Genomic DNA, 18,195 nt, shown 5'->3' on the forward strand with positions numbered 1-18,195 from the left:
TCTGTATATTCAGACAAAAAAGTAGTATGGAAGGTAATCAACTGTTTCCGGTATTTATCAAACTCAATGACCTGAACACGGTGGTAATTGGGGGAGGGCCTGTGGGTCTGGAAAAATTGACAGCCATTTTGGCTAACAGTCATGCCGCCAGGATTACCTTGGTTGCGGAGCAGATTATTGATGCATTGAGGGATCTTGCAAAGGACTATCCGCAAGTTGAATTAAAAGAAAAGAGTTTTGAACCTTGTGATCTGAATGAGGCCAACTTAGTGGTAGCCGCTACCAATAACCATGAATTAAACCTGAAGATCAAAGCAGCTGCGAAACTGCGGGGTCTGTTGGTCAACGTAGCGGATAAGCCAGAACTCTGCGATTTTTATCTGGGTTCTATCGTGCAAAAGGGGGATTTGAAAATTGCGATCTCTACCAATGGTAAATCACCAACGGTGGCCAAAAGACTGAAAGAAGTGCTTAACGAAAGCATTCCAGCGGAACTGGACATTACCCTACAGCAAATGAGTGCCCTGAGAGAAACCCTTAGTGGAGATTTCAGCTCGAAAGTGAAGCAATTAAATGAGGTAACAGAAATCCTGACCAGGGATTTAAAAAAATAAGATGAAAGCGCAGTTGACATCAATAGCAGAAGACATTCAAGCACTGGAACCGGTGGCAGCATTAAGGTATTTTGCCAATGCGTATCCTGGGAAGGTTGTTTTTTCTACCAGTTTTGGTTGGGAGGATCAAGTGATTACACACATGATCTTTGCCAATGATATTCCTATAGACGTGTTTACACTGGAGACCGGAAGGTTGTTCCCAGAAACCTATTATGTATGGAACAGGACACTGGAAATCTACAAAAAACCTATTAAAGCCTATTTTCCCAATGCTAATGATTTACAGCAAATGGTAGATAGAAAAGGACCAAGCAGTTTCTATGAATCTGTGGAAAACCGTAAGGAATGTTGTGGAATCCGCAAGCTGGAACCGTTAAGACGTGCACTGTCCGGAAACGAGTTATGGGTTACCGGTATCCGATCAGAGCAGTCTATCAACAGGCATGACATGACTAATCTGGAGTGGGACGAGCAAAATCAAATGATCAAATTCCATCCGATCTTTTACTGGTCGTTGGAAGAAGTGAAAGATTATATCAAAGCAAATAATATTGTATACAATACATTACATGACAAAGGATTCCCTAGTATAGGATGTGCGCCGTGCACCAGGGCTGTAAGGCCGGGAGAAGATTTCAGGGCCGGGAGATGGTGGTGGGAAGACCAGTCGAAAAAGGAATGTGGACTGCATGCCACAACGTAATTGCAACAAAACATGAGTAAGTACCAATTAGATTATTTAGACGAATTAGAAGCTGAAGCCATTCATATTTTACGTGAAGTAGCAGGACAGTTTGAGAAGCCAGCTTTGCTGTTTTCAGGAGGAAAGGATTCCATTACGCTTGTGAGGCTTGCTGAAAAAGCATTTAGGCCGGGTAAGTTTCCGTTTCCCCTGGTGCACATTGATACCGGACACAACTTTGAGGAAACCATCAGCTATCGCGACCGTATGGTGGAGCGAATAGGGGAGAAACTCATTATAGGCCATGTACAGGATTCTATAGATCAAGGTAAAGTTGTAGAACAGACTGGGAAAAATGCAAGTCGAAATGCTCTGCAGACCGTTACCTTGCTGGACACCATTGCCCTGCATGGCTTTGACGCCTGTATAGGCGGTGCAAGGCGCGATGAGGAGAAGGCACGTGCTAAGGAACGTATCTTTTCGGTGCGTGATGAATTCGGACAATGGGATCCTAAACGCCAGCGTCCTGAACTATGGAACATTTACAATGGAAAAATCCATAAGGGAGAAAACGTTAGGGTATTTCCGATCAGTAACTGGACAGAGTTGGACGTTTGGAATTATATCAAACGTGAACAGATAGAACTTCCCTCTATCTATTTTGCGCACGATAGAGATGTAATTACACGCAATGGTCAGTTGATGGCTGCTTCGCCATTCCTCAATATGGATGAGGACGATATCGTCGAATATAAGAAAGTCCGGTTCCGCACTGTGGGTGACATGAGTTGCACCGCTGCGGTTGAATCTAATGCCGATCAGCTGGATGATATCATTGCAGAGATCAGTGATTCAAAAATTAGTGAACGTGGTGCCCGCATGGACGACAAAGTGTCTGAAGCTGCTATGGAAGACCGAAAAAAAGGAGGATACTTTTAATGAATATACTAAAATTTTTTACAGCCGGGAGTGTTGATGATGGCAAAAGTACGCTGATTGGTAGGTTGTTATACGATACAGATTCCATTTTGGCTGATCAGCTGGAAGCTCTGCAACAGAGCAACCGTAAAAATGATGATGGTACGATTGATCTGGCTATCCTAACAGATGGACTTCGCGCAGAGCGTGAGCAGGGTATCACCATCGATGTGGCCTACAAATATTTTCAGACTGCCAATCGCAAATTCATCATAGCAGACACACCTGGACATATTCAGTATACCAGGAACATGGTGACCGGAGCCTCTACCGCAAAGCTGGCTATTATCCTAATCGATGCACGTAACGGTGTGGTAGAGCAAACCGTCAGGCATTCCTATCTGGTTTCCTTATTGGGTATAGAGCACGTGGTGGTCTGTCTGAATAAGATGGATATGGTAGACTATAGTGAAACCGTATTCGATGCAATCACAGATAAATATAAAGCCCTTGCTGCAGAACTGAAATTGAAGGATGTGACCTTCATTCCGGTGAGCGCACTTAAGGGAGATAATGTGGTCAATGAATCTGAACACATGACATGGTACCAGGGGCGCAGCCTGTTGCATTTTCTGGAGAGTGTAGATGTTGAATCCGGACCAGAATATAACCTGGCCAGGATGCCGATACAGTGGGTAGTACGTCCGCAAACAGATGAGCTGCACGACTACAGGGGGTATGCCGGAAGAGTACTAAGCGGTTCCTTTCAGTTGAATGACCGTGTGACAGTCTTACCTTCAGGAACCAGTTCCGTTATAGAGCGGATTGAGATTTTCGATCAGCGGCCCGAAGAAGTACATGCCGGACAATCTGTAACCCTCCATTTGAGGGACAATATAGACATTAGCAGAGGCGATGTACTGGTTAATTCCGATCATTTGCCACAAAGTTCACAGCTCATAGAGGCTGATGTATGCTGGATGGATTCCCGCCCTTTGGACGAGAACATTACCTATTTGCTGCAGCACAATAGCAAGGTGACTAAATGCAAAATCAGAGAGATTCTATATAAAGTGGACATTAATACGCTGGAAAAGCAGGACGCTTATGATTTCAGATTGAATGATATTGGCCGTGTGGTGCTGAAAACCGCAGATGCTCTTGCATTCGATTTTTATACCGAAAATAAGGCTAACGGTGCTGCGATTTTGATTGATAGCAGAACAAATCTGACTGCTGCTGCCCTGATGTTCAGGGCGGTTGCAGATTAGTCAAAATAGAGCTAACTACGGAAACCCAATTGTCGCATAGTACTGCGATAATTGGGTTTCTTTTTTTTAAATTTTCTTTTCTAAAACATTTGCTTTACGTATTGTATTGCCTATTTTAAGACAATTTTTAAAAGCTTAACATATGGAGATTATACACCTTAGTGCAGAATGTTACCCCGTTGCTAAAGTCGGGGGCTTGGGCGATGTAGTTGGTGCTTTACCCAAGTATCAAAATAAGTTGGGACATTTCGCTAAGGTCGTGATGCCAGCCTACCAAAGTAAATTCTTAAGAGAAAATGAATTTGAAGCTGTATACGATGGTTGGAGCAAACTGGGTTTTCATAGTTTTCCAGTAAGGATCTTGCGTGAGAAAAACAACAAATTAGGTTTTGATCTTTTCCTGGTACACATACCTGGATTGATGGACCGGGACATGGTGTATGGTTATACTGATGATACTGAACGCTTTCTCGCTTATCAGATTGCTGTGCTGGATTGGATGGCCCAATGGGAACATCGTCCGGACGTAGTACACTGTCATGACCACCATACAGGTTTGGTACCTTTTATGATGGCCAATTGTCAGCAATTCCGGGTACTTAGCCAAATCCCCAGTGTACTCACTATACATAATGCCCAGTACCAGGGACAATTTGGCTGGGATAAATTACATTATATACCAGCTTTTGATTTGTGGCATGCGGGTCAGTTGGGCTGGACGGGTGCAATCAATCCATTGGCTGCCGCAATTAAAGCTTCATGGCGGGTAACTACCGTATCACCCAGTTACTTGGATGAAATCAGTTACCATGCAAATGGACTGGAAAGCTTGCTGGCACAAGAGCGCAGCAAATCAGTGGGAATCCTTAACGGGATAGACAATGAAGTCTGGAATCCGCATTCCGATCCGATGCTGGAGAAAAAATATGCGATTAGAACAGCAGATAGTGGAAAAAAGGCAAACAAAGAAGCCCTTTGTCGTGTTTTCAACCTGAATCCTGACAGACCACTCTTTACTTTTATAGGAAGGCTTGTTGGAGAGAAAGGAGCAGACCTGTTACCTGATATATTTTATAATGCACTGATGCAAGCAAATGGAGAAATGAATGTTTTGGTATTGGGATCTGGTGATCCACAGGTGGAAGGTAGGCTGAACCATTTGAAAGGACAGTTTCCGGGAAATTACAATGTATTTATTGGTTACAATGAGCAACTTTCCCACCAAATCTATGCCGGAGCAGATTTCTTACTGATGCCAAGTCGGGTAGAGCCTTGTGGGCTGAACCAGATGTATGCCCTGAGGTATGGGACTATTCCGATTGTAAGAAGAATCGGTGGCTTAAAGGATACCGTAGTTGATATAGGTGATGGAGGATTTGGTATTTGTCATGACCAAACCAGTGTATGGGATGTAAACCATGCGATGGGGCGTGCTTTAGACCTTTACAGAGACAATAAAAGAATAAAAGAAATACGGAAGCTAATGATGCAACTGGACCATTCCTGGGATCAGGCAGCGCAACAATATATCGATCTGTACCAAATATAAAATTCAATAGACATGACTGACAAAGTATTAGGTGTAATTCTTGGCGGTGGCCAGGGCTCTAGATTAGCCCCTCTTACACAAACTCGCTCCAAACCTGCGGTTCCGATTGCAGGAAAGTACAGATTGGTAGATATACCAATTTCGAACTGTTTAAATTCAGGTATCCATCGGATGTTTGTCCTGACCCAATTCAATTCGGCTTCACTAAATAAGCACATTAAGAATACCTATCACTTTAGTCATTTCAGTTCGGCCTTCGTGGATATTCTTGCTGCAGAGCAGACACCAGAAAATCCAACCTGGTTTCAGGGGACAGCAGATGCGGTTAGGCAGACTATGCACCATTTGCTAAACCATGAATTTGAATATGTATTGATCCTTTCCGGCGATCAGTTATATCAAATGGATTTCAACGAAATGGTTAATGCACATATCGAAAGTGGTGTACAAATTACGCTGGCCACCATTCCGGTAAACGGAAAAGATGCGCCGAGTTTTGGAATCTTGAAATCTAATGAACACAATATTATTACCTCATTTATTGAGAAACCTAAATCGGAACTGCTGGCAGACTGGACCTCTGATACCGGACCCGATATGCAGGCAGAGGGTAGGGATTACCTTGCCTCCATGGGGATTTACATTTTTAACAAAGATTTGCTGATTAAGATCTTCTCGGAAAATGCAGATGAAAAGGATTTTGGTAAGGAGATTATTCCAAGAATGCTTCAAGAATACGATGTATTGAGTTTTCAATATGAGGGTTACTGGACAGACATAGGAAATATTTCGTCCTTCTTTGAAGCCAACCTCGGCCTTACCGACGATATTCCAAAGTTCAACCTTTTTGATCATAATCATAGTATTTTTACCCGTGCAAGAATGTTGCCGCCTTCGAAAATACTTGGAACTACATTGGATAAAACCATTATAGCAGAAGGATGTATCCTGCAGGCAGAATCGATTAAACATGCGGTGATCGGTATCCGTTCCAGAATAGGTGTGGGTACTCATATAGAGAGCTGCTATATTATGGGCAGTGATAAATACCAGACCCTGGAAGAGATTGCAGAAGACAAGGAACATGGCAAGCCAATGATCGGTATTGGCGACAGGTGTAAGATTGTAAACGCTATTGTAGATAAGAACAGCCGTATCGGTGATGATGTACAAATCATCGGTGGATCACATCTGGAAGATGGAGAGCATAGTTTGTATACTGTTAAAGATGGCATTGTAGTTGTCAAAAAAGGAGCAGTCATTCCGGATGGTACCGTGATCAATTAGTCATATTAAACACCAGGGAAAAAGTAGTTCTTTCAAAAGGAATTGAAACTACTTTTTCCCTGGTGCATTTTCATAATATTTCGGGTAATGGTCAATCCGATTCCTGAACCTTCTTTTTTTGTGCTGAAAAAAGGTACGAAAATCTTTTCCTTCGTTTCTGTGCTTATGCCTTTTCCATTGTCGGAAACTTCCAGATATAATTTATGCTTGTCAAGCCTATAGTCAATCGCTATCATAGGTTGATTTATGTTTTTCAGGGCAGATATGCTATTGCTTATTAAATTAATAAATGCCTGTTCTATGAGTTTCAGGTCTATGCTGAGCATCAATTTGGTTGGAGTCTGTACTACCTTGAAGATGATTACAGAAATTTATTTGTAGCGCATGGGCGATTTGGAAAAATGGTATCAGTATTTTCGGTGCTCTCCATCTTCCTTTCATTGATTGGATTGTTTGCATTAAAGGCATATCACGTTTTGCATCTCCATGTTAGCGACGGCAATTACCGTAACTCTCCGGGTGCGCAATGCTGTAAAAGCAAGTGCTGTGGATGCCCTGAAGTACGAGTAGTCAGATTTCTTTTCAGAAGTCTATCTTTGTCTTATGCAGCACAGTTTCACAGACCAACTCGGCAGGGAAATCAGAATCAACTTCCCGCCTAAAAGGATTGTTTCCCTGGTTCCCTCACAAACGGAATTGTTATTCGAGCTCGGATTGGACGAGGAGGTTGTGGGCATCACGAAATTCTGTGTACATCCAATCGCTAAGTTTGCCTCGACAGCAAAAGTAGGGGGCACAAAGAAGTTAAACATAGATATGATCAGGGCGCTTCAGCCGGATCTGATCATCGGCAATAAGGAAGAAAATCAGCAGGATCAGATCGAGGAACTCATGGTGGAGTTTCCTGTCTGGATGAGTGATATCTATACTCTGGAAGAGGCAAAAAAAATGATTCTCCAGGTGGGTGAACTGGTCGACCGTCAGCCGGAAGCAGCTTACCTCGTTCACCTCATTCATGGGGGGTTCACGGATCTTCAAAGTTTGTCTTTAAGGAATGGCATCGACAAGAAAGTGGCTTACATGATCTGGAGGAAACCCTTTATGCTTGCCGGAAAATCGACTTTTATAGATGATTTGTTAGCTATGAATGGTCTACGTAATGTAATTGAACAGGAGCGATACCCAGAGATTGGCCTGGAAACCCTTGTTGCTTTAAAACCGGATTTAGTTTTTTTGTCGTCAGAGCCTTATCCTTTTAAAACAAGGCATCTGCAACAGATTCAATCTGCACTACCCCAATCACATGTCATGTTGGTCGATGGGGAAATGTTCTCCTGGTATGGCAGTCGGCTGGTGAAAGCAGTTCAATATCTTTTTCAGCTCCAGAATGAAATTAGATCTTGATTGTATTATTTTTAGTACAATTTCAATACTGCTATTTATCCTGTCATGTAATGCAGTTGTTTTTGTTATAAGTAATTGTCTATTAGTTGATTAATGTATTGTTTTTCCGTGGGTGTTACTCCAGTTTCACAATGACGGATTGGTTTTTGCAGTAAACTCTCCACCTGGATTGGGATATCCGGATCTATCTTAAACCTATAAAAAACAGTAAAATGAAAACAAAATCTCTATTTAAAAGCCTGTTCGCAGGTGCATTTGTCGTGGCCATCGCTACGGGAATGACTTCATGTAAGAAGGACGACATCGATGAAACTGGATCTGCCAATGTGAAGGTTGTTAATGCTTCGACAACTTCTTCTCCACAAGGATTCTATCTAGCTAATAAAACAGTTGTTCAGGGAGGACTGGCATTTGGTAACGCTTCCGATGGATACGTTGTGGCTAATTCTGGTAATAATCTAACGCTTCAGTTTAGGAATGACGGCTCTAGTGCTGCTTACGCAAGCACCAATGCAAATTTCGACAAGGGTAAATACTATACCGTATTTCTGGCTGGTGACGGGCAATCAGCTAGGGTAAAAGTTTTTACTGATGACATGGCCGCACCATCTAGTGGTAAAGCAAAAGTAAGGTTTGTGCATCTAAGTGATGCGGCGCCTGCCAACGTAGATATCCGGACTGATGCCACTACGAACATCGCAGCAAATCTGGCACGTGATAATGCGAGCGGATATGTTGAGGTAAACCCTGGGTTTTCCTCACTGCAAGTATACCCTGCAGGAGGGACTACCAGTGCAGGATCTTTTAATCTATCTGCATTTGCCTCTGGGAAAATTTACACTGTCTATGTGACAGGTTCAACAACAAATAGCATCTCAGTAAGGCAAATTAGCCATAATTAGCAACAAGATAACTGAGCAAAAAAGCGGCCTGTGAAGACCGCTTTTTTTGTGTTCTGTTCGTGCGTAAATGGCATTCTGTTTGTATAATAGTATTAAAATAACTTTTAATATGGCTACTTTTTCAGAACTCATTAAAGGAACTAAGCCCGTTTTGGTGGACTTTTATGCCACTTGGTGTGGACCCTGTCAAACCATGGCGCCGATGCTGGACCAATTAAAACATCAGGTTGGGGAAGCCGCCACAGTACTTAAAATTGATGTAGATAAAAATCAGTCTGCTGCTACCGCTTACAGCGTGCAAGGCGTACCGACTTTGATATTATTTAAACAAGGAAGGATTGTATGGCGACAATCTGGAGTTGTGCCAGTGTCTCAACTTAAGCAGTTGATTATGGAGCATACTTAAGCAGCTCCAAGTCTATCTGGGGTCAGACTATTGTCGAGGATTACGGTTTGGTAACCCTGTCATCCAATTCTTTTTGTAAGTAGTTGTCTGCGATTGCTTTCATGGGCTATTTGTTTATTAACGAAATGCTTAGATGCCTGGATGTATTTGGGTTATTCTAAATTTACAGCGTTGACATCTAAAACCGAAGATTTACCTTTACTTTGGAGGTTGAGATTAACCGGAAAAATCATGACAGAAAAAGAATATTTGGCCTATTGTCAGTCACAGATTGCAGGGCCATTGAAGGAAGAGGATTTGATCACTATGTTGACGGCCTGGGGCACGATCAATTACTCTCTGGGATATAAAACCGCTTTGGCCGATCACAAGATTAAAATAAGTGCGGAATCTCAATCGGAGACTAAAGGTTCGGCATAAATTAGTATTTGTACTATAGACTACCTTTTTTCGCATAAATATATATTAGTAATGATTTAACTGCATATTCGTTGGGAAAAAAGGGTGTCTTTCCTCCAGCAAATATGCAAGAATGCTGCTGTAATAGCACAAGTATGGCTCGCGTAGTTGGTCCGAATTAATAGATCCTGACTGATTGCGCCGAAAAACATTTCTCCTGTAAGCCAATTGTTTAAGCTGTTTTTGCCAAAATATTTTTAAAACAGTTTTGAGTTTTAGAAACAATATCTATCTTTGCAATCCGAAACAAATACATCCTAACTGCGGAAGTGGCGTAATTGGTAGCCGCACCAGACTTAGGATCTGGCGCTTCACGGCGTGGGGGTTCGAGTCCCTTCTTCCGCACAATGACACGACAGCCTCTTATGAGGCTGTTTCTGTTTCTGGTCAGGCCAGCCATATTTTTGATATAATATATAAAAAATACAATAAAAAAAACTAGTTTTGCGCCCTCTAAAGGAAATGGTAAAGAGTGATATACTCTTGCATCTTCCTAAAATGACGGTTATTAAAATTGATTCAGAAAAATGAACATTACACAGGAAAAAATTAACGACCTAAACGCAATTGTAAAAATCAAAATTGCACCTGAAGATTATACTGAAAAGGTTGATAAATCTATAAAAGAACAAGCGAAGAAAGCTAGCCTTCCGGGGTTCCGCAAAGGGATGGTTCCTGCAGCACACATCAAGAAGATGTATGGTCGCAGTATCCTGGTAGAAGAAATCAATAACCTCTTGAGTGAAACTTTAAATAAATATTTAACTGATAATAAAGTTGAAATCCTCGGTCAGCCTTTGCCTGTGATGGATGATACGAAAGAATTCAAATGGGATAATACAGACGAATTCGAATTCGATTACGAATTGGGATTAGCACCTGCTATTGACGTTGATATCACTTCAAAAGATAAATTTACACAATATGTAGTAAAAGCAGACGCTGAAACTTTGGCTGCAAGGATCAAAAACATCCGCAAAAGCTATGGCAAAATGACAAATCCTGAAGTTTCGGCAGAAGAAGATGTCCTTTATGCCGATTTAGCACAACTTTCTGCTGATGGTTCAGTTTTTGAAGGTGGCATTGCTGCAACAGGGTCTATTCGTTTGGATCAGGTAGCAGATAAAAAGGTTTTGAAAACCTTAATTGGTTTGAAAAAAGATGACGTAGTTGAATTGGATGTCCAGAAAGCTTTTGATAAAAATGAGGTGATCATCGCTAAATTATTAAACATCAGTGAAGAAGACGCTAAGGATCTAAAGTCAAAATTCCAGGTAACGGTTAAAAATGTAAACCGTTTAGAGGAAGCTGATTTAAACCAGGAGTTCTTTGATAAATTATTTGGTGCAGGTACAGTTACAGACGAGCCCGGTTTTACTGAAAAGATCACGGAAGAGATCGAAGGAATGTTCAATCAGGATGCTGACCGTAAGTTGCAGAACGACATATACACGCAATTGCTAGAGAGTGTAAAAATGGATTTGCCAGATGAATTTTTGCGCAAATGGTTAAAAGCAACGAATGAAAAGTTGACTGATGCAGAATTGGCTGAAGGTTACGATGACTTCGCTAAGAACCTGAAATGGACTTTGATTGAGAACAAACTGATCAAAGACAATAGCATCGAAATTAAGTATGAAGATGTTTTCCAGACTGCTAAGCAACGCCTAGATGCTCAGTTCAGAATGTATAGTCCAGCTCCAATGCCGGAAGATCAATTGGCTCAGTACACTGCAACTTTCCTCAAGGAGAAAGACAACGCCAACCGTATTTTTGACGAAGTAAAAGCGATCAAAGTTTTTGAACACATCAAGTCGGTTGCTACAATTGACCAAAAAGAGATCGAATACAATAAGTTTGTAGATCTTTTAAAGTAAACGCTAAGTAATATTTGGCATAACTTTAAGTATTCATATTGTTTAAGGCGGCTTTTGGGCCGCCTTACTTATATAAAAAGATCTATAGATTTTACAATACAATAATAAATTGCCAACTTAGTTTTATACATAAAAATAAAAAGCTCATGAAAATAGATAAAGACGAATTCAGAAAATACGCAGTTAAACATCACCGCATAAACGGATTGAATGTAGATCGTTATATAGGAGCTACGAATGTTTCTCCAAAAAGCATGACGCCCTACATTATTGAAGAACGTCAGCTGAACGTTGCTCAGATGGACGTGTTCTCCCGTTTGATGATGGATCGCATCATCTTTTTAGGGGATGCCATCTATGACGGAAATGCAAACATCATACAAGCACAGTTGTTGTTCCTTCAATCGGTAGATAACAACAGAGATATTCAAATTTACATCAACTCACCAGGTGGCTCAGTTTATGCGGGTCTGGGTATTTATGATACAATGCAGTATATCACTCCAGATGTAGCCACAATTTGTACAGGTATGGCAGCTTCTATGGGTGCTGTATTGTTAGTCGCCGGTGCTAAAGGCAAGCGTGCTGCGTTGCAGCATTCACGTGTGATGATTCACCAACCTTCAGGAGGTGCTCAAGGGGTAGCTTCTGATATGGAGATCAATCTGAGAGAAATGCTGAAATTGAAAAAAGAATTATATGACATCATCTCTAATCACTCAGGGCAGAGCTATGAATGGGTAGAGAAGGCGTCCGATCGTGACTACTGGATGAAAGCTGACGAAGCGAAAGAGTTTGGAATGATTGACGAGGTACTCGGTAGTACAAAGAAAGACTAAAAAATGGCTAAACAAAATAAAGATTCCCGTTGCTCCTTTTGTGGTTCTGGTAAACAGGATACATTGATGCTTATTGAAGGGCTTGATGCATACATTTGCGATAAGTGTGTGACCCAGGCCAACCAGCTCCTGGCGCAGGAACTGGGCAGTAAGAAATCAAAGCCCCTGGATACGTCAATCACTTTATTGAAGCCACAGGAAATTAAAGCGCATATTGATCAATATGTTATTGGTCAGGATGATGCGAAAAAAGTACTTTCTGTAGCGGTTTATAACCACTATAAGAGATTGGGACAAAAGGTCGACGTAGCGGATGAAGTGGAGATCGAGAAATCCAATATCATGCTTGTGGGGGAAACTGGTACGGGCAAAACACTCCTCGCTAAGACTATTGCCAAGATTCTGCATGTCCCGTTCTGTATTTGTGATGCTACAGTATTAACTGAAGCAGGATATGTTGGGGAAGATGTAGAAAGTATCCTGACACGTCTCTTGCAGGCTGCGGATTATGATGTCGCTTCTGCGGAAAGAGGTATTGTATATATAGATGAGGTAGACAAGGTAGCCCGTAAAAGCGACAATCCTTCAATCACCAGAGATGTTTCCGGAGAAGGTGTACAGCAAGCATTGCTAAAGATACTTGAAGGAACTGTAGTCAACGTACCCCCGCAGGGTGGGCGTAAGCATCCGGACCAGAAAATGATCCCAGTGAATACGAACAACATTCTTTTCATCTGTGGCGGTGCTTTTGATGGTATCGAAAGAAAGATTGCCAACCGGTTACGTACGCAGGCAGTGGGTTACAAGGTGAAAAAAGATGACGTGGATCTGGACCTGAAAAATCTTTACAAATACATCACTCCTCAGGATTTGAAATCTTTTGGATTGATCCCTGAGTTGATCGGACGTGTTCCGGTACTGACCCACTTAAATCCTTTGGATAAAGCTGCTTTGCGCAACATACTCACGGAGCCTAAAAACTCATTGTTCCGTCAGTATGTGAAATTATTCGAATTGGAAAACGTTAAACTCGTTTTTGAAGATGAAGTGCTTGATTTTATTGTAGATAAAGCGATGGAATATAAGTTGGGGGCGAGGGGCTTGCGGTCGATTTGCGAAGCGATTATGTTGGATGCGATGTTCGACATTCCTTCCGATCCAACGGTCAAGGAGCTCGTGATCAACCTGGATTATGCCGTAGAGAAATTCGAAAAGGCTGACTTTAAGAAGTTGAAAGCTGCATAAAAATCTTATCCCCGGTAAATTACCGGGGATTTTTTTTAACTTAAAAAAAAGGAATACAATATGAATGAAGAAAAAGATGTAAAAAAAGATGTAGAAATCGTTGCAAAGGCAAAGAAGATCAAAGAGGTAAATTCCCCCATCAAAAAAGGACTGAAGACCAAGGAAGACATCGTTAAGAACTGGTTGCCGCGTTATACAGGTAGACCTTTAGAAGATTTCGGACAGTACATCCTACTAACCAATTTCAGTAAGTATGTACAGATGTTCTCTGAATGGAATGATGATGCGCCAATAATGGGGCTCGATAAGCCTATGCAAAGTGTGACAGCCAATGGAATCACAATCATCAACTTTGGTATGGGTAGTCCCCTCGCCGCAACGATGATGGATCTGCTGACTGCTATTGCACCAAAGGCAGTGTTGTTTTTGGGTAAATGCGGCGGTTTAAAGAAAAAAAATCAATTGGGTGACCTCATACTACCCATTGCAGCGATAAGAGGTGAGGGGACCTCTAATGACTACATGCCAGCAGAGGTGCCAGCTTTACCATCCTTTGCGTTGCAGAAAGCAATTTCTACGACGATACGTGACCATTCCAGAGATTATTGGACAGGTACCTGCTATACGACCAACCGCAGGGTATGGGAGCATGATAAGGAATTTAAGAAGTATTTGAAAACGCTGCGCGCAATGGCTGTAGATATGGAGACTGCGACGATTTTCACTACGGGGTTTGCAAACAAAATACCAACAGGTGCATTACTACTCGTGTCAGATCAGCCGATGATCCCGGAAGGTGTAAAAACTACAGAAAGCGACAGTTCAGTCACTACCAATTATGTAGAAACACATTTAAGAATTGGTGTTGATTCTCTGAAGCAGTTGATAAACAATGGCCTAACCGTAAAACACCTGCACTTTTAATCCTCATTTGCACTTTTTGGGTAATCAAATTCGATCAGTCTGCCGCTATGGAAGCTGATCTCAGACCATTTGTTTACATCAAATTCCATCAAAACGGTCCCTGACGTAGGAACGTTGTAGATATTGGCGTCACTAAGGTAATTGGCGAAATCCGTCAGTCCGGGGTTGTGGCCAAACAATGCAACATGGTCATATTTATCACTAAGTTCGTTTACAACTTTCAGCAGTGCAGTAGCATTTGCCTCATAAATGTCAAGTTCCAGCTGAATTTGTCCAGTAGATTTTCCCCATACCTGGGCAAAATGACGTGCGGTGAACAATGCCCTCAAAGCAGGGCTGCTGACGATCAATTGGGGGACGAGTTCTTTCTTTAGAATCCGTTCCGCCATTTCCGGAGCGTTTTTATTTCCTCTTGCATTAAGTGGCCTATCGAAGTCTGACAGTTGGATGTCAGCCCAATCAGATTTGCCATGTCTAATTAAAAATAGTTTTTTAGTCATCGTTTAATTTCTCTAATATCCGATCAACAATGTTCTCTTCCGGCAAATTATTCATACAGGCAAAATCTCCCCTATAGCAGGGAATATTGCCGTATACGGAACAGGGCCTGCAATATAAATCTATTTGTACAGTATCCGAAATAGATTGCCCGTAACCCATAAATCCGGCATAAGGATGTGTTGCTCCCCAGACCGATACCACAGGAATATTTTTGAGTGATGCCAGATGCATTCCCGAAGAATCCATACTCAGCATAACGTCAAGCTGGGAAATGAATTCCAATTCTTCATCCAATTTCATTTTTTTGACCATGGACTGGATATTTTCGTGTTTGGCAGCCCAGCTCTCAGCACTGATTTCTTCCTCCTGGCTTCCACCAAAAATGAAAAGCTGGTGACCATGGTTCGCAAGGCTGAGGAGCACTTTTTCCATTTTATGCAATGGATAGACCTTTTGTAAATGCTGAGCGAAGGGGCTGACCCCAATCCATTTAGATGTTCGTCTGACTTTTTTATCCGCGGGTTGCAATTGATTCTCCCAGGGAAAAGGGAATCCCAGTTTTTGAAAAACCTCCGCATATCTTTGTACTGTCAGTTTGAGCGGAACCAATATTTTGTGGTCCTTGCACGTTAATTGTTTTTTTTCTTTCCGGCCTTTGTTGACGGAAATTGATCTGACACCTAAAAGAAAGAAAAGGAGGGTCAATATTTTGCTGCGCAGATTATTGTGCAAATCTGCGACAGCCGTGATTTTCTCCGCTTTAAGTTCAAAAAACAGTTTGATCAATCCGAGAAATCCCTTATGTTTTTGCCTGGGATCGAAGGCAAGAAACCCAGCATTTGGGAGCTGATTAAAAAATGGCTCAAAGGCTGCTCGACTGACGATGAGCAGTTCTGTATCCGGATAGTGCCTGCAAAAAGCTGTCAACACCGGTGCTGTCATGGCCACGTCGCCCATGGCTGAGAAGCGAATGACAAGTATTTTTGCGGTGTTGGACATCCTTTATTTGGTATTGTACAGTACCGGATTCAGTGCCGGATCATTGTACATCTTCATTTGTTTGTATACTTTCATGTATTTGACACCATTTTCAATGTCGGTGATCAATTCGTCAAGACTATTGGAAAGGTCTGTTTGCTGGTTGAGTAGAATCCTGAGTTTGTCACTGCAATTCTGAATATGTTCTTCAGAAACGTTGTCACGTTGTGTTTCTTCCTTCATGTGAAATACCTTCAGGGCGAGGATAGAGAGTCTGTCCACAACCCAGGCAGGGCTTTCTGAATTGATTTTGGCATTGGAGAGCGGTACCACATCCTTATACTCTTCGAGAAAGTAGCTATCAATGTATTCGACTACATCGGTACGTTCCTGGTTTGAAGTATCAATTCGGCGTTTCCATTGCAAGCCTTCCACAGGATCTATATCCGGATTGCGCACTACATCTTCCATGTGCCATTGTACTGTATCGATCCAGCACTTCAGGTATAATAAATGTTCCAGTGTGCCAGTTCTATATGAGTTTTGAATGGCTTGATCAATGTTGTTGTGAATGTGATAGTCATTGATCGCATCCTGGAAAATTTTATTACAAAGCTTACTAATCATGGGGCAAAGGTAACTATTTTTTATTGGCGAAGTACTCGGTGATCTGTTGAACTGACATGGCATTTAGGCATTGTGCAGCAGTAAGCCCTCCCTTTCTGCCAATCAGAAGGCCAAATCGGGTGTCGTGAAATCCTTCGGTCCTGTGTGCGTCCGGGTTTATGGATAGCAGCACACCCTTTTCCAGGGCATAGCGGTGCCAGCGCCAGTCGAGATCCAAACGGAGTGGATTGGCGTTAATCTCAATGACTACTTTATTGGCGGCGCATGCATCTATAACTTTTGCATAATCTATAGGATATCCCTTTCTACTTAGCAGGAGTCGACCTGTCGGATGTCCGAGAATGGTCGTGTAAGGATTTTCTATCGCTTTGATCAACCTGGCAGTGGCTTTTTCTTCATCCATTCTGAGGTTGCTGTGTACCGAAGCAACAACGAAATCAAAGCTTTTGAGGATGTCATCGCTGTAGTCCAGTGCGCCATCGTTCAGAATGTCGCTTTCTATACCTTTAAAAATTTTAAACGGGGATAATCTGGCATTTAGCGCTGCTATTTCCTGATGTTGTGCATAGACCCGCTGCTCATTCAATCCATTGGCATAGAATGCAGAACGGGAGTGATCGCAGATCCCCAGATATTCGAGTTGAAGTGTATCTTTGCAATACAAGGCCATTTCCTCAAGGGTATGCACGCCATCACTCCAGGTTGAGTGATTGTGCAGACTACCTTTAAGGTCGTCATATTTAATCAGTTCGGGAAGTTGATTGTTTTTTGCAAGAGCGATTTCATCCAGTCCTTCCCTCAACTCCGGCGCCACGAATGCGAGGCCGGCTTTCTGATAAATGGCATATTCATCTTCGAAAGGACCCGTTCCTGCCAGGGAAAGTACTTCGCTTACATGGGCATCATTACCCGTAAGTTTGAACCAGCTGAGGTAAAAGTCTTTTTTCTCAACCAGACTCAGCTTGATCTTCAATCCAAATGGGCTCAAGGCCATGAATACATTCTCTGAAAATGCTTCGAAGGTCAGCGCTTCGAATTCAGTGATTCTTTCTTCGATTTCTGTAAGGTTTTCAGCCCCGAGCACCAGTTCAATTTCTTCAATGATTTCCAGGCAACGACGGTAATCACCTGCAACTCCCAGTAAAGGCTCGGCCGGGAAACCCTGCAGCCAAAGAGAGAGGTCTGCGTGCAATTTATTGACCAAAGGTTCTGTCTGCGCATAAAGAAATTTGCCATGGGCAGCCATTTGAAATTCGATTACTTTTTTAATCTCTTCCTGGGTCTTCAGGCCGAATCCCTTGGCTTCGATCAGACGGTTTTCATTACAGGCGTAATAGAGTTCGCCGATATTCTCTATACCAAGGTCTTTCCAGATTACTGCGATCTTTTTTGGGCCTATGCCTTTAATTCCCAGCATTTCTACGATCCCCTCAGGAGTATTGGCCAGTATTTCCTGCAATTCAGTCATGGTTCCGGTCTGGAGCAATTCCCAGACCTTTGCTGAAATGCTTTTCCCCAATCCATCCACCTGTCCGATTTCTTCGAGATTTTTTGTTTTGATTGGGAAGGGCAGTTTATCTATTTTAAATGCGGCATTTGCAACCGACTTGATTTTAAAAGGGTTTTCATTGTGCAGTTCCATCAACTGGGATAACAGTCTTAAGGTACGTGCAATCGCTTTATTTTCCATTATGAATGTAATGCTTTGA

The 18,195-nt window shown here is 42.2% G+C and carries 19 protein-coding genes and 1 tRNA gene; 15 read left to right on the forward strand and 5 right to left on the reverse strand.

Annotated features, from left to right (window positions below):
- The first annotated feature begins 26 nt into the window (after window positions 1-26).
- From WAE59_RS11075 to WAE59_RS11100, 6 genes are all read left to right on the forward strand, one after another.
- Window positions 27-614 (forward strand): precorrin-2 dehydrogenase/sirohydrochlorin ferrochelatase family protein, encoded by a 588-nt coding sequence (locus WAE59_RS11075; RefSeq protein WP_337856024.1) that lies wholly within the window; start codon window positions 27-29, stop codon window positions 612-614.
- A 1-nt stretch (window position 615) separates the two neighbouring features.
- The gene (locus WAE59_RS11080; RefSeq protein WP_337856025.1) at window positions 616-1,320 is read left to right on the forward strand and encodes a phosphoadenylyl-sulfate reductase; all 705 of its coding nucleotides are present in this window, start codon (window positions 616-618) and stop codon (window positions 1,318-1,320) included.
- A gap of 12 nt (window positions 1,321-1,332) precedes the next feature.
- Window positions 1,333-2,238, forward strand: a complete 906-nt coding sequence (gene cysD, locus WAE59_RS11085) for a sulfate adenylyltransferase subunit CysD (protein ID WP_337856026.1) — start codon at window positions 1,333-1,335, stop codon at window positions 2,236-2,238.
- Entirely contained in the window at window positions 2,238-3,488 is a 1,251-nt protein-coding gene (locus WAE59_RS11090) for a sulfate adenylyltransferase subunit 1 (RefSeq protein ID WP_337856027.1), read from the forward strand. Before cysD ends, WAE59_RS11090 begins: the two co-directional genes overlap by 1 nt.
- Window positions 3,489-3,630: 142 nt before the next feature.
- Window positions 3,631-5,037, forward strand: a complete 1,407-nt coding sequence (locus tag WAE59_RS11095; protein ID WP_337856028.1) for a glycogen synthase — start codon at window positions 3,631-3,633, stop codon at window positions 5,035-5,037.
- A 12-nt stretch (window positions 5,038-5,049) separates the two neighbouring features.
- Window positions 5,050-6,324 carry a glucose-1-phosphate adenylyltransferase gene (locus WAE59_RS11100; protein WP_337856029.1) on the forward strand — a complete coding sequence of 425 codons (1,275 nt, stop codon included), beginning with the start codon at window positions 5,050-5,052 and terminating at the stop codon, window positions 6,322-6,324.
- Window positions 6,325-6,356: 32 nt separating this feature from the next.
- Here WAE59_RS11100 and WAE59_RS11105 read toward each other — a convergent pair whose 3' ends face one another.
- The gene (locus tag WAE59_RS11105) at window positions 6,357-6,650 is read right to left on the reverse strand and encodes an ATP-binding protein (RefSeq protein WP_337856030.1); all 294 of its coding nucleotides are present in this window, start codon (window positions 6,648-6,650) and stop codon (window positions 6,357-6,359) included.
- A gap of 277 nt (window positions 6,651-6,927) precedes the next feature.
- Between WAE59_RS11105 and WAE59_RS11110 the strand changes: the two genes are divergently transcribed.
- From WAE59_RS11110 to WAE59_RS11150, 9 genes are all read left to right on the forward strand, one after another.
- Entirely contained in the window at window positions 6,928-7,728 is an 801-nt protein-coding gene (locus WAE59_RS11110; protein WP_337856031.1) for an ABC transporter substrate-binding protein, read from the forward strand.
- A gap of 212 nt (window positions 7,729-7,940) precedes the next feature.
- Entirely contained in the window at window positions 7,941-8,630 is a 690-nt protein-coding gene (locus WAE59_RS11115; protein WP_337856032.1) for a DUF4397 domain-containing protein, read from the forward strand.
- 109 nt (window positions 8,631-8,739) lie between these two features.
- On the forward strand, window positions 8,740-9,036 hold the full coding sequence (gene trxA, locus WAE59_RS11120) for a thioredoxin (protein WP_337856033.1): 297 nt from the start codon (window positions 8,740-8,742) through the stop codon (window positions 9,034-9,036).
- A gap of 231 nt (window positions 9,037-9,267) precedes the next feature.
- A complete protein-coding gene (locus WAE59_RS11125) occupies window positions 9,268-9,456 on the forward strand; it encodes a hypothetical protein (protein WP_337856034.1) in 189 nt (62 codons plus the stop codon).
- 302 nt (window positions 9,457-9,758) lie between these two features.
- Window positions 9,759-9,840 (forward strand) — tRNA-Leu (locus tag WAE59_RS11130).
- A gap of 182 nt (window positions 9,841-10,022) precedes the next feature.
- A complete protein-coding gene (gene tig / locus WAE59_RS11135; protein WP_337856035.1) occupies window positions 10,023-11,372 on the forward strand; it encodes a trigger factor in 1,350 nt (449 codons plus the stop codon).
- A 146-nt stretch (window positions 11,373-11,518) separates the two neighbouring features.
- Entirely contained in the window at window positions 11,519-12,211 is a 693-nt protein-coding gene (gene clpP / locus WAE59_RS11140) for an ATP-dependent Clp endopeptidase proteolytic subunit ClpP (protein WP_337856036.1), read from the forward strand.
- A 3-nt stretch (window positions 12,212-12,214) separates the two neighbouring features.
- Window positions 12,215-13,456, forward strand: coding sequence for an ATP-dependent Clp protease ATP-binding subunit ClpX (gene clpX, locus WAE59_RS11145; RefSeq protein WP_337856037.1), 1,242 nt, complete (start codon window positions 12,215-12,217; stop codon window positions 13,454-13,456).
- Window positions 13,457-13,516: 60 nt separating this feature from the next.
- Window positions 13,517-14,380 carry an AMP nucleosidase gene (locus WAE59_RS11150; protein WP_337856038.1) on the forward strand — a complete coding sequence of 288 codons (864 nt, stop codon included), beginning with the start codon at window positions 13,517-13,519 and terminating at the stop codon, window positions 14,378-14,380.
- Here the strand turns inward: WAE59_RS11150 and WAE59_RS11155 are convergent.
- From WAE59_RS11155 to WAE59_RS11170, 4 genes are read right to left on the reverse strand one after another with little or no spacing between them, the layout of a single operon-like run.
- On the reverse strand, window positions 14,377-14,880 hold the full coding sequence (locus tag WAE59_RS11155) for a SixA phosphatase family protein (RefSeq protein ID WP_337856039.1): 504 nt from the start codon (window positions 14,878-14,880) through the stop codon (window positions 14,377-14,379). The two genes, WAE59_RS11150 and WAE59_RS11155, sit on opposite strands and share 4 nt — an antisense overlap.
- The gene (locus WAE59_RS11160; RefSeq protein ID WP_337856040.1) at window positions 14,873-15,880 is read right to left on the reverse strand and encodes a glycosyltransferase family 9 protein; all 1,008 of its coding nucleotides are present in this window, start codon (window positions 15,878-15,880) and stop codon (window positions 14,873-14,875) included. Before WAE59_RS11160 ends, WAE59_RS11155 begins: the two co-directional genes overlap by 8 nt.
- A 3-nt stretch (window positions 15,881-15,883) precedes the next feature.
- A complete protein-coding gene (locus WAE59_RS11165) occupies window positions 15,884-16,486 on the reverse strand; it encodes a DUF4254 domain-containing protein (RefSeq protein ID WP_337856041.1) in 603 nt (200 codons plus the stop codon).
- Between the two features lie 13 nt (window positions 16,487-16,499).
- Complete coding sequence (locus WAE59_RS11170) at window positions 16,500-18,176, reverse strand: DNA polymerase/3'-5' exonuclease PolX (RefSeq protein ID WP_337856042.1); 1,677 nt, start codon at window positions 18,174-18,176, stop codon at window positions 16,500-16,502.
- Between the last annotated feature and the right edge of the window lie 19 nt (window positions 18,177-18,195).

Origin of the sequence: Pedobacter sp. GR22-6, from assembly GCF_037402555.1 — a bacterium.
Classification (GTDB): domain Bacteria; phylum Bacteroidota; class Bacteroidia; order Sphingobacteriales; family Sphingobacteriaceae; genus Pedobacter.

What these genes read in the sequence shown, in the direction of transcription:
- WAE59_RS11075 (WP_337856024.1), top strand. Translation starts at nt 27, where the DNA reads ATGGAAGGTAATCAACTGTTTCCGGTATTTATCAAACTCAATGACCTG.
- WAE59_RS11080 (WP_337856025.1), top strand. Translation starts at nt 616, where the DNA reads ATGAAAGCGCAGTTGACATCAATAGCAGAAGACATTCAAGCACTGGAA.
- cysD (WP_337856026.1), top strand. Translation starts at nt 1,333, where the DNA reads ATGAGTAAGTACCAATTAGATTATTTAGACGAATTAGAAGCTGAAGCC.
- WAE59_RS11090 (WP_337856027.1), top strand. Translation starts at nt 2,238, where the DNA reads ATGAATATACTAAAATTTTTTACAGCCGGGAGTGTTGATGATGGCAAA.
- WAE59_RS11095 (WP_337856028.1), top strand. Translation starts at nt 3,631, where the DNA reads ATGGAGATTATACACCTTAGTGCAGAATGTTACCCCGTTGCTAAAGTC.
- WAE59_RS11100 (WP_337856029.1), top strand. Translation starts at nt 5,050, where the DNA reads ATGACTGACAAAGTATTAGGTGTAATTCTTGGCGGTGGCCAGGGCTCT.
- WAE59_RS11105 (WP_337856030.1), bottom strand. Translation starts at nt 6,650, where the DNA reads ATGCTCAGCATAGACCTGAAACTCATAGAACAGGCATTTATTAATTTA.
- WAE59_RS11110 (WP_337856031.1), top strand. Translation starts at nt 6,928, where the DNA reads ATGCAGCACAGTTTCACAGACCAACTCGGCAGGGAAATCAGAATCAAC.
- WAE59_RS11115 (WP_337856032.1), top strand. Translation starts at nt 7,941, where the DNA reads ATGAAAACAAAATCTCTATTTAAAAGCCTGTTCGCAGGTGCATTTGTC.
- trxA (WP_337856033.1), top strand. Translation starts at nt 8,740, where the DNA reads ATGGCTACTTTTTCAGAACTCATTAAAGGAACTAAGCCCGTTTTGGTG.
- WAE59_RS11125 (WP_337856034.1), top strand. Translation starts at nt 9,268, where the DNA reads ATGACAGAAAAAGAATATTTGGCCTATTGTCAGTCACAGATTGCAGGG.
- tig (WP_337856035.1), top strand. Translation starts at nt 10,023, where the DNA reads ATGAACATTACACAGGAAAAAATTAACGACCTAAACGCAATTGTAAAA.
- clpP (WP_337856036.1), top strand. Translation starts at nt 11,519, where the DNA reads ATGAAAATAGATAAAGACGAATTCAGAAAATACGCAGTTAAACATCAC.
- clpX (WP_337856037.1), top strand. Translation starts at nt 12,215, where the DNA reads ATGGCTAAACAAAATAAAGATTCCCGTTGCTCCTTTTGTGGTTCTGGT.
- WAE59_RS11150 (WP_337856038.1), top strand. Translation starts at nt 13,517, where the DNA reads ATGAATGAAGAAAAAGATGTAAAAAAAGATGTAGAAATCGTTGCAAAG.
- WAE59_RS11155 (WP_337856039.1), bottom strand. Translation starts at nt 14,880, where the DNA reads ATGACTAAAAAACTATTTTTAATTAGACATGGCAAATCTGATTGGGCT.
- WAE59_RS11160 (WP_337856040.1), bottom strand. Translation starts at nt 15,880, where the DNA reads ATGTCCAACACCGCAAAAATACTTGTCATTCGCTTCTCAGCCATGGGC.
- WAE59_RS11165 (WP_337856041.1), bottom strand. Translation starts at nt 16,486, where the DNA reads ATGATTAGTAAGCTTTGTAATAAAATTTTCCAGGATGCGATCAATGAC.
- WAE59_RS11170 (WP_337856042.1), bottom strand. Translation starts at nt 18,176, where the DNA reads ATGGAAAATAAAGCGATTGCACGTACCTTAAGACTGTTATCCCAGTTG.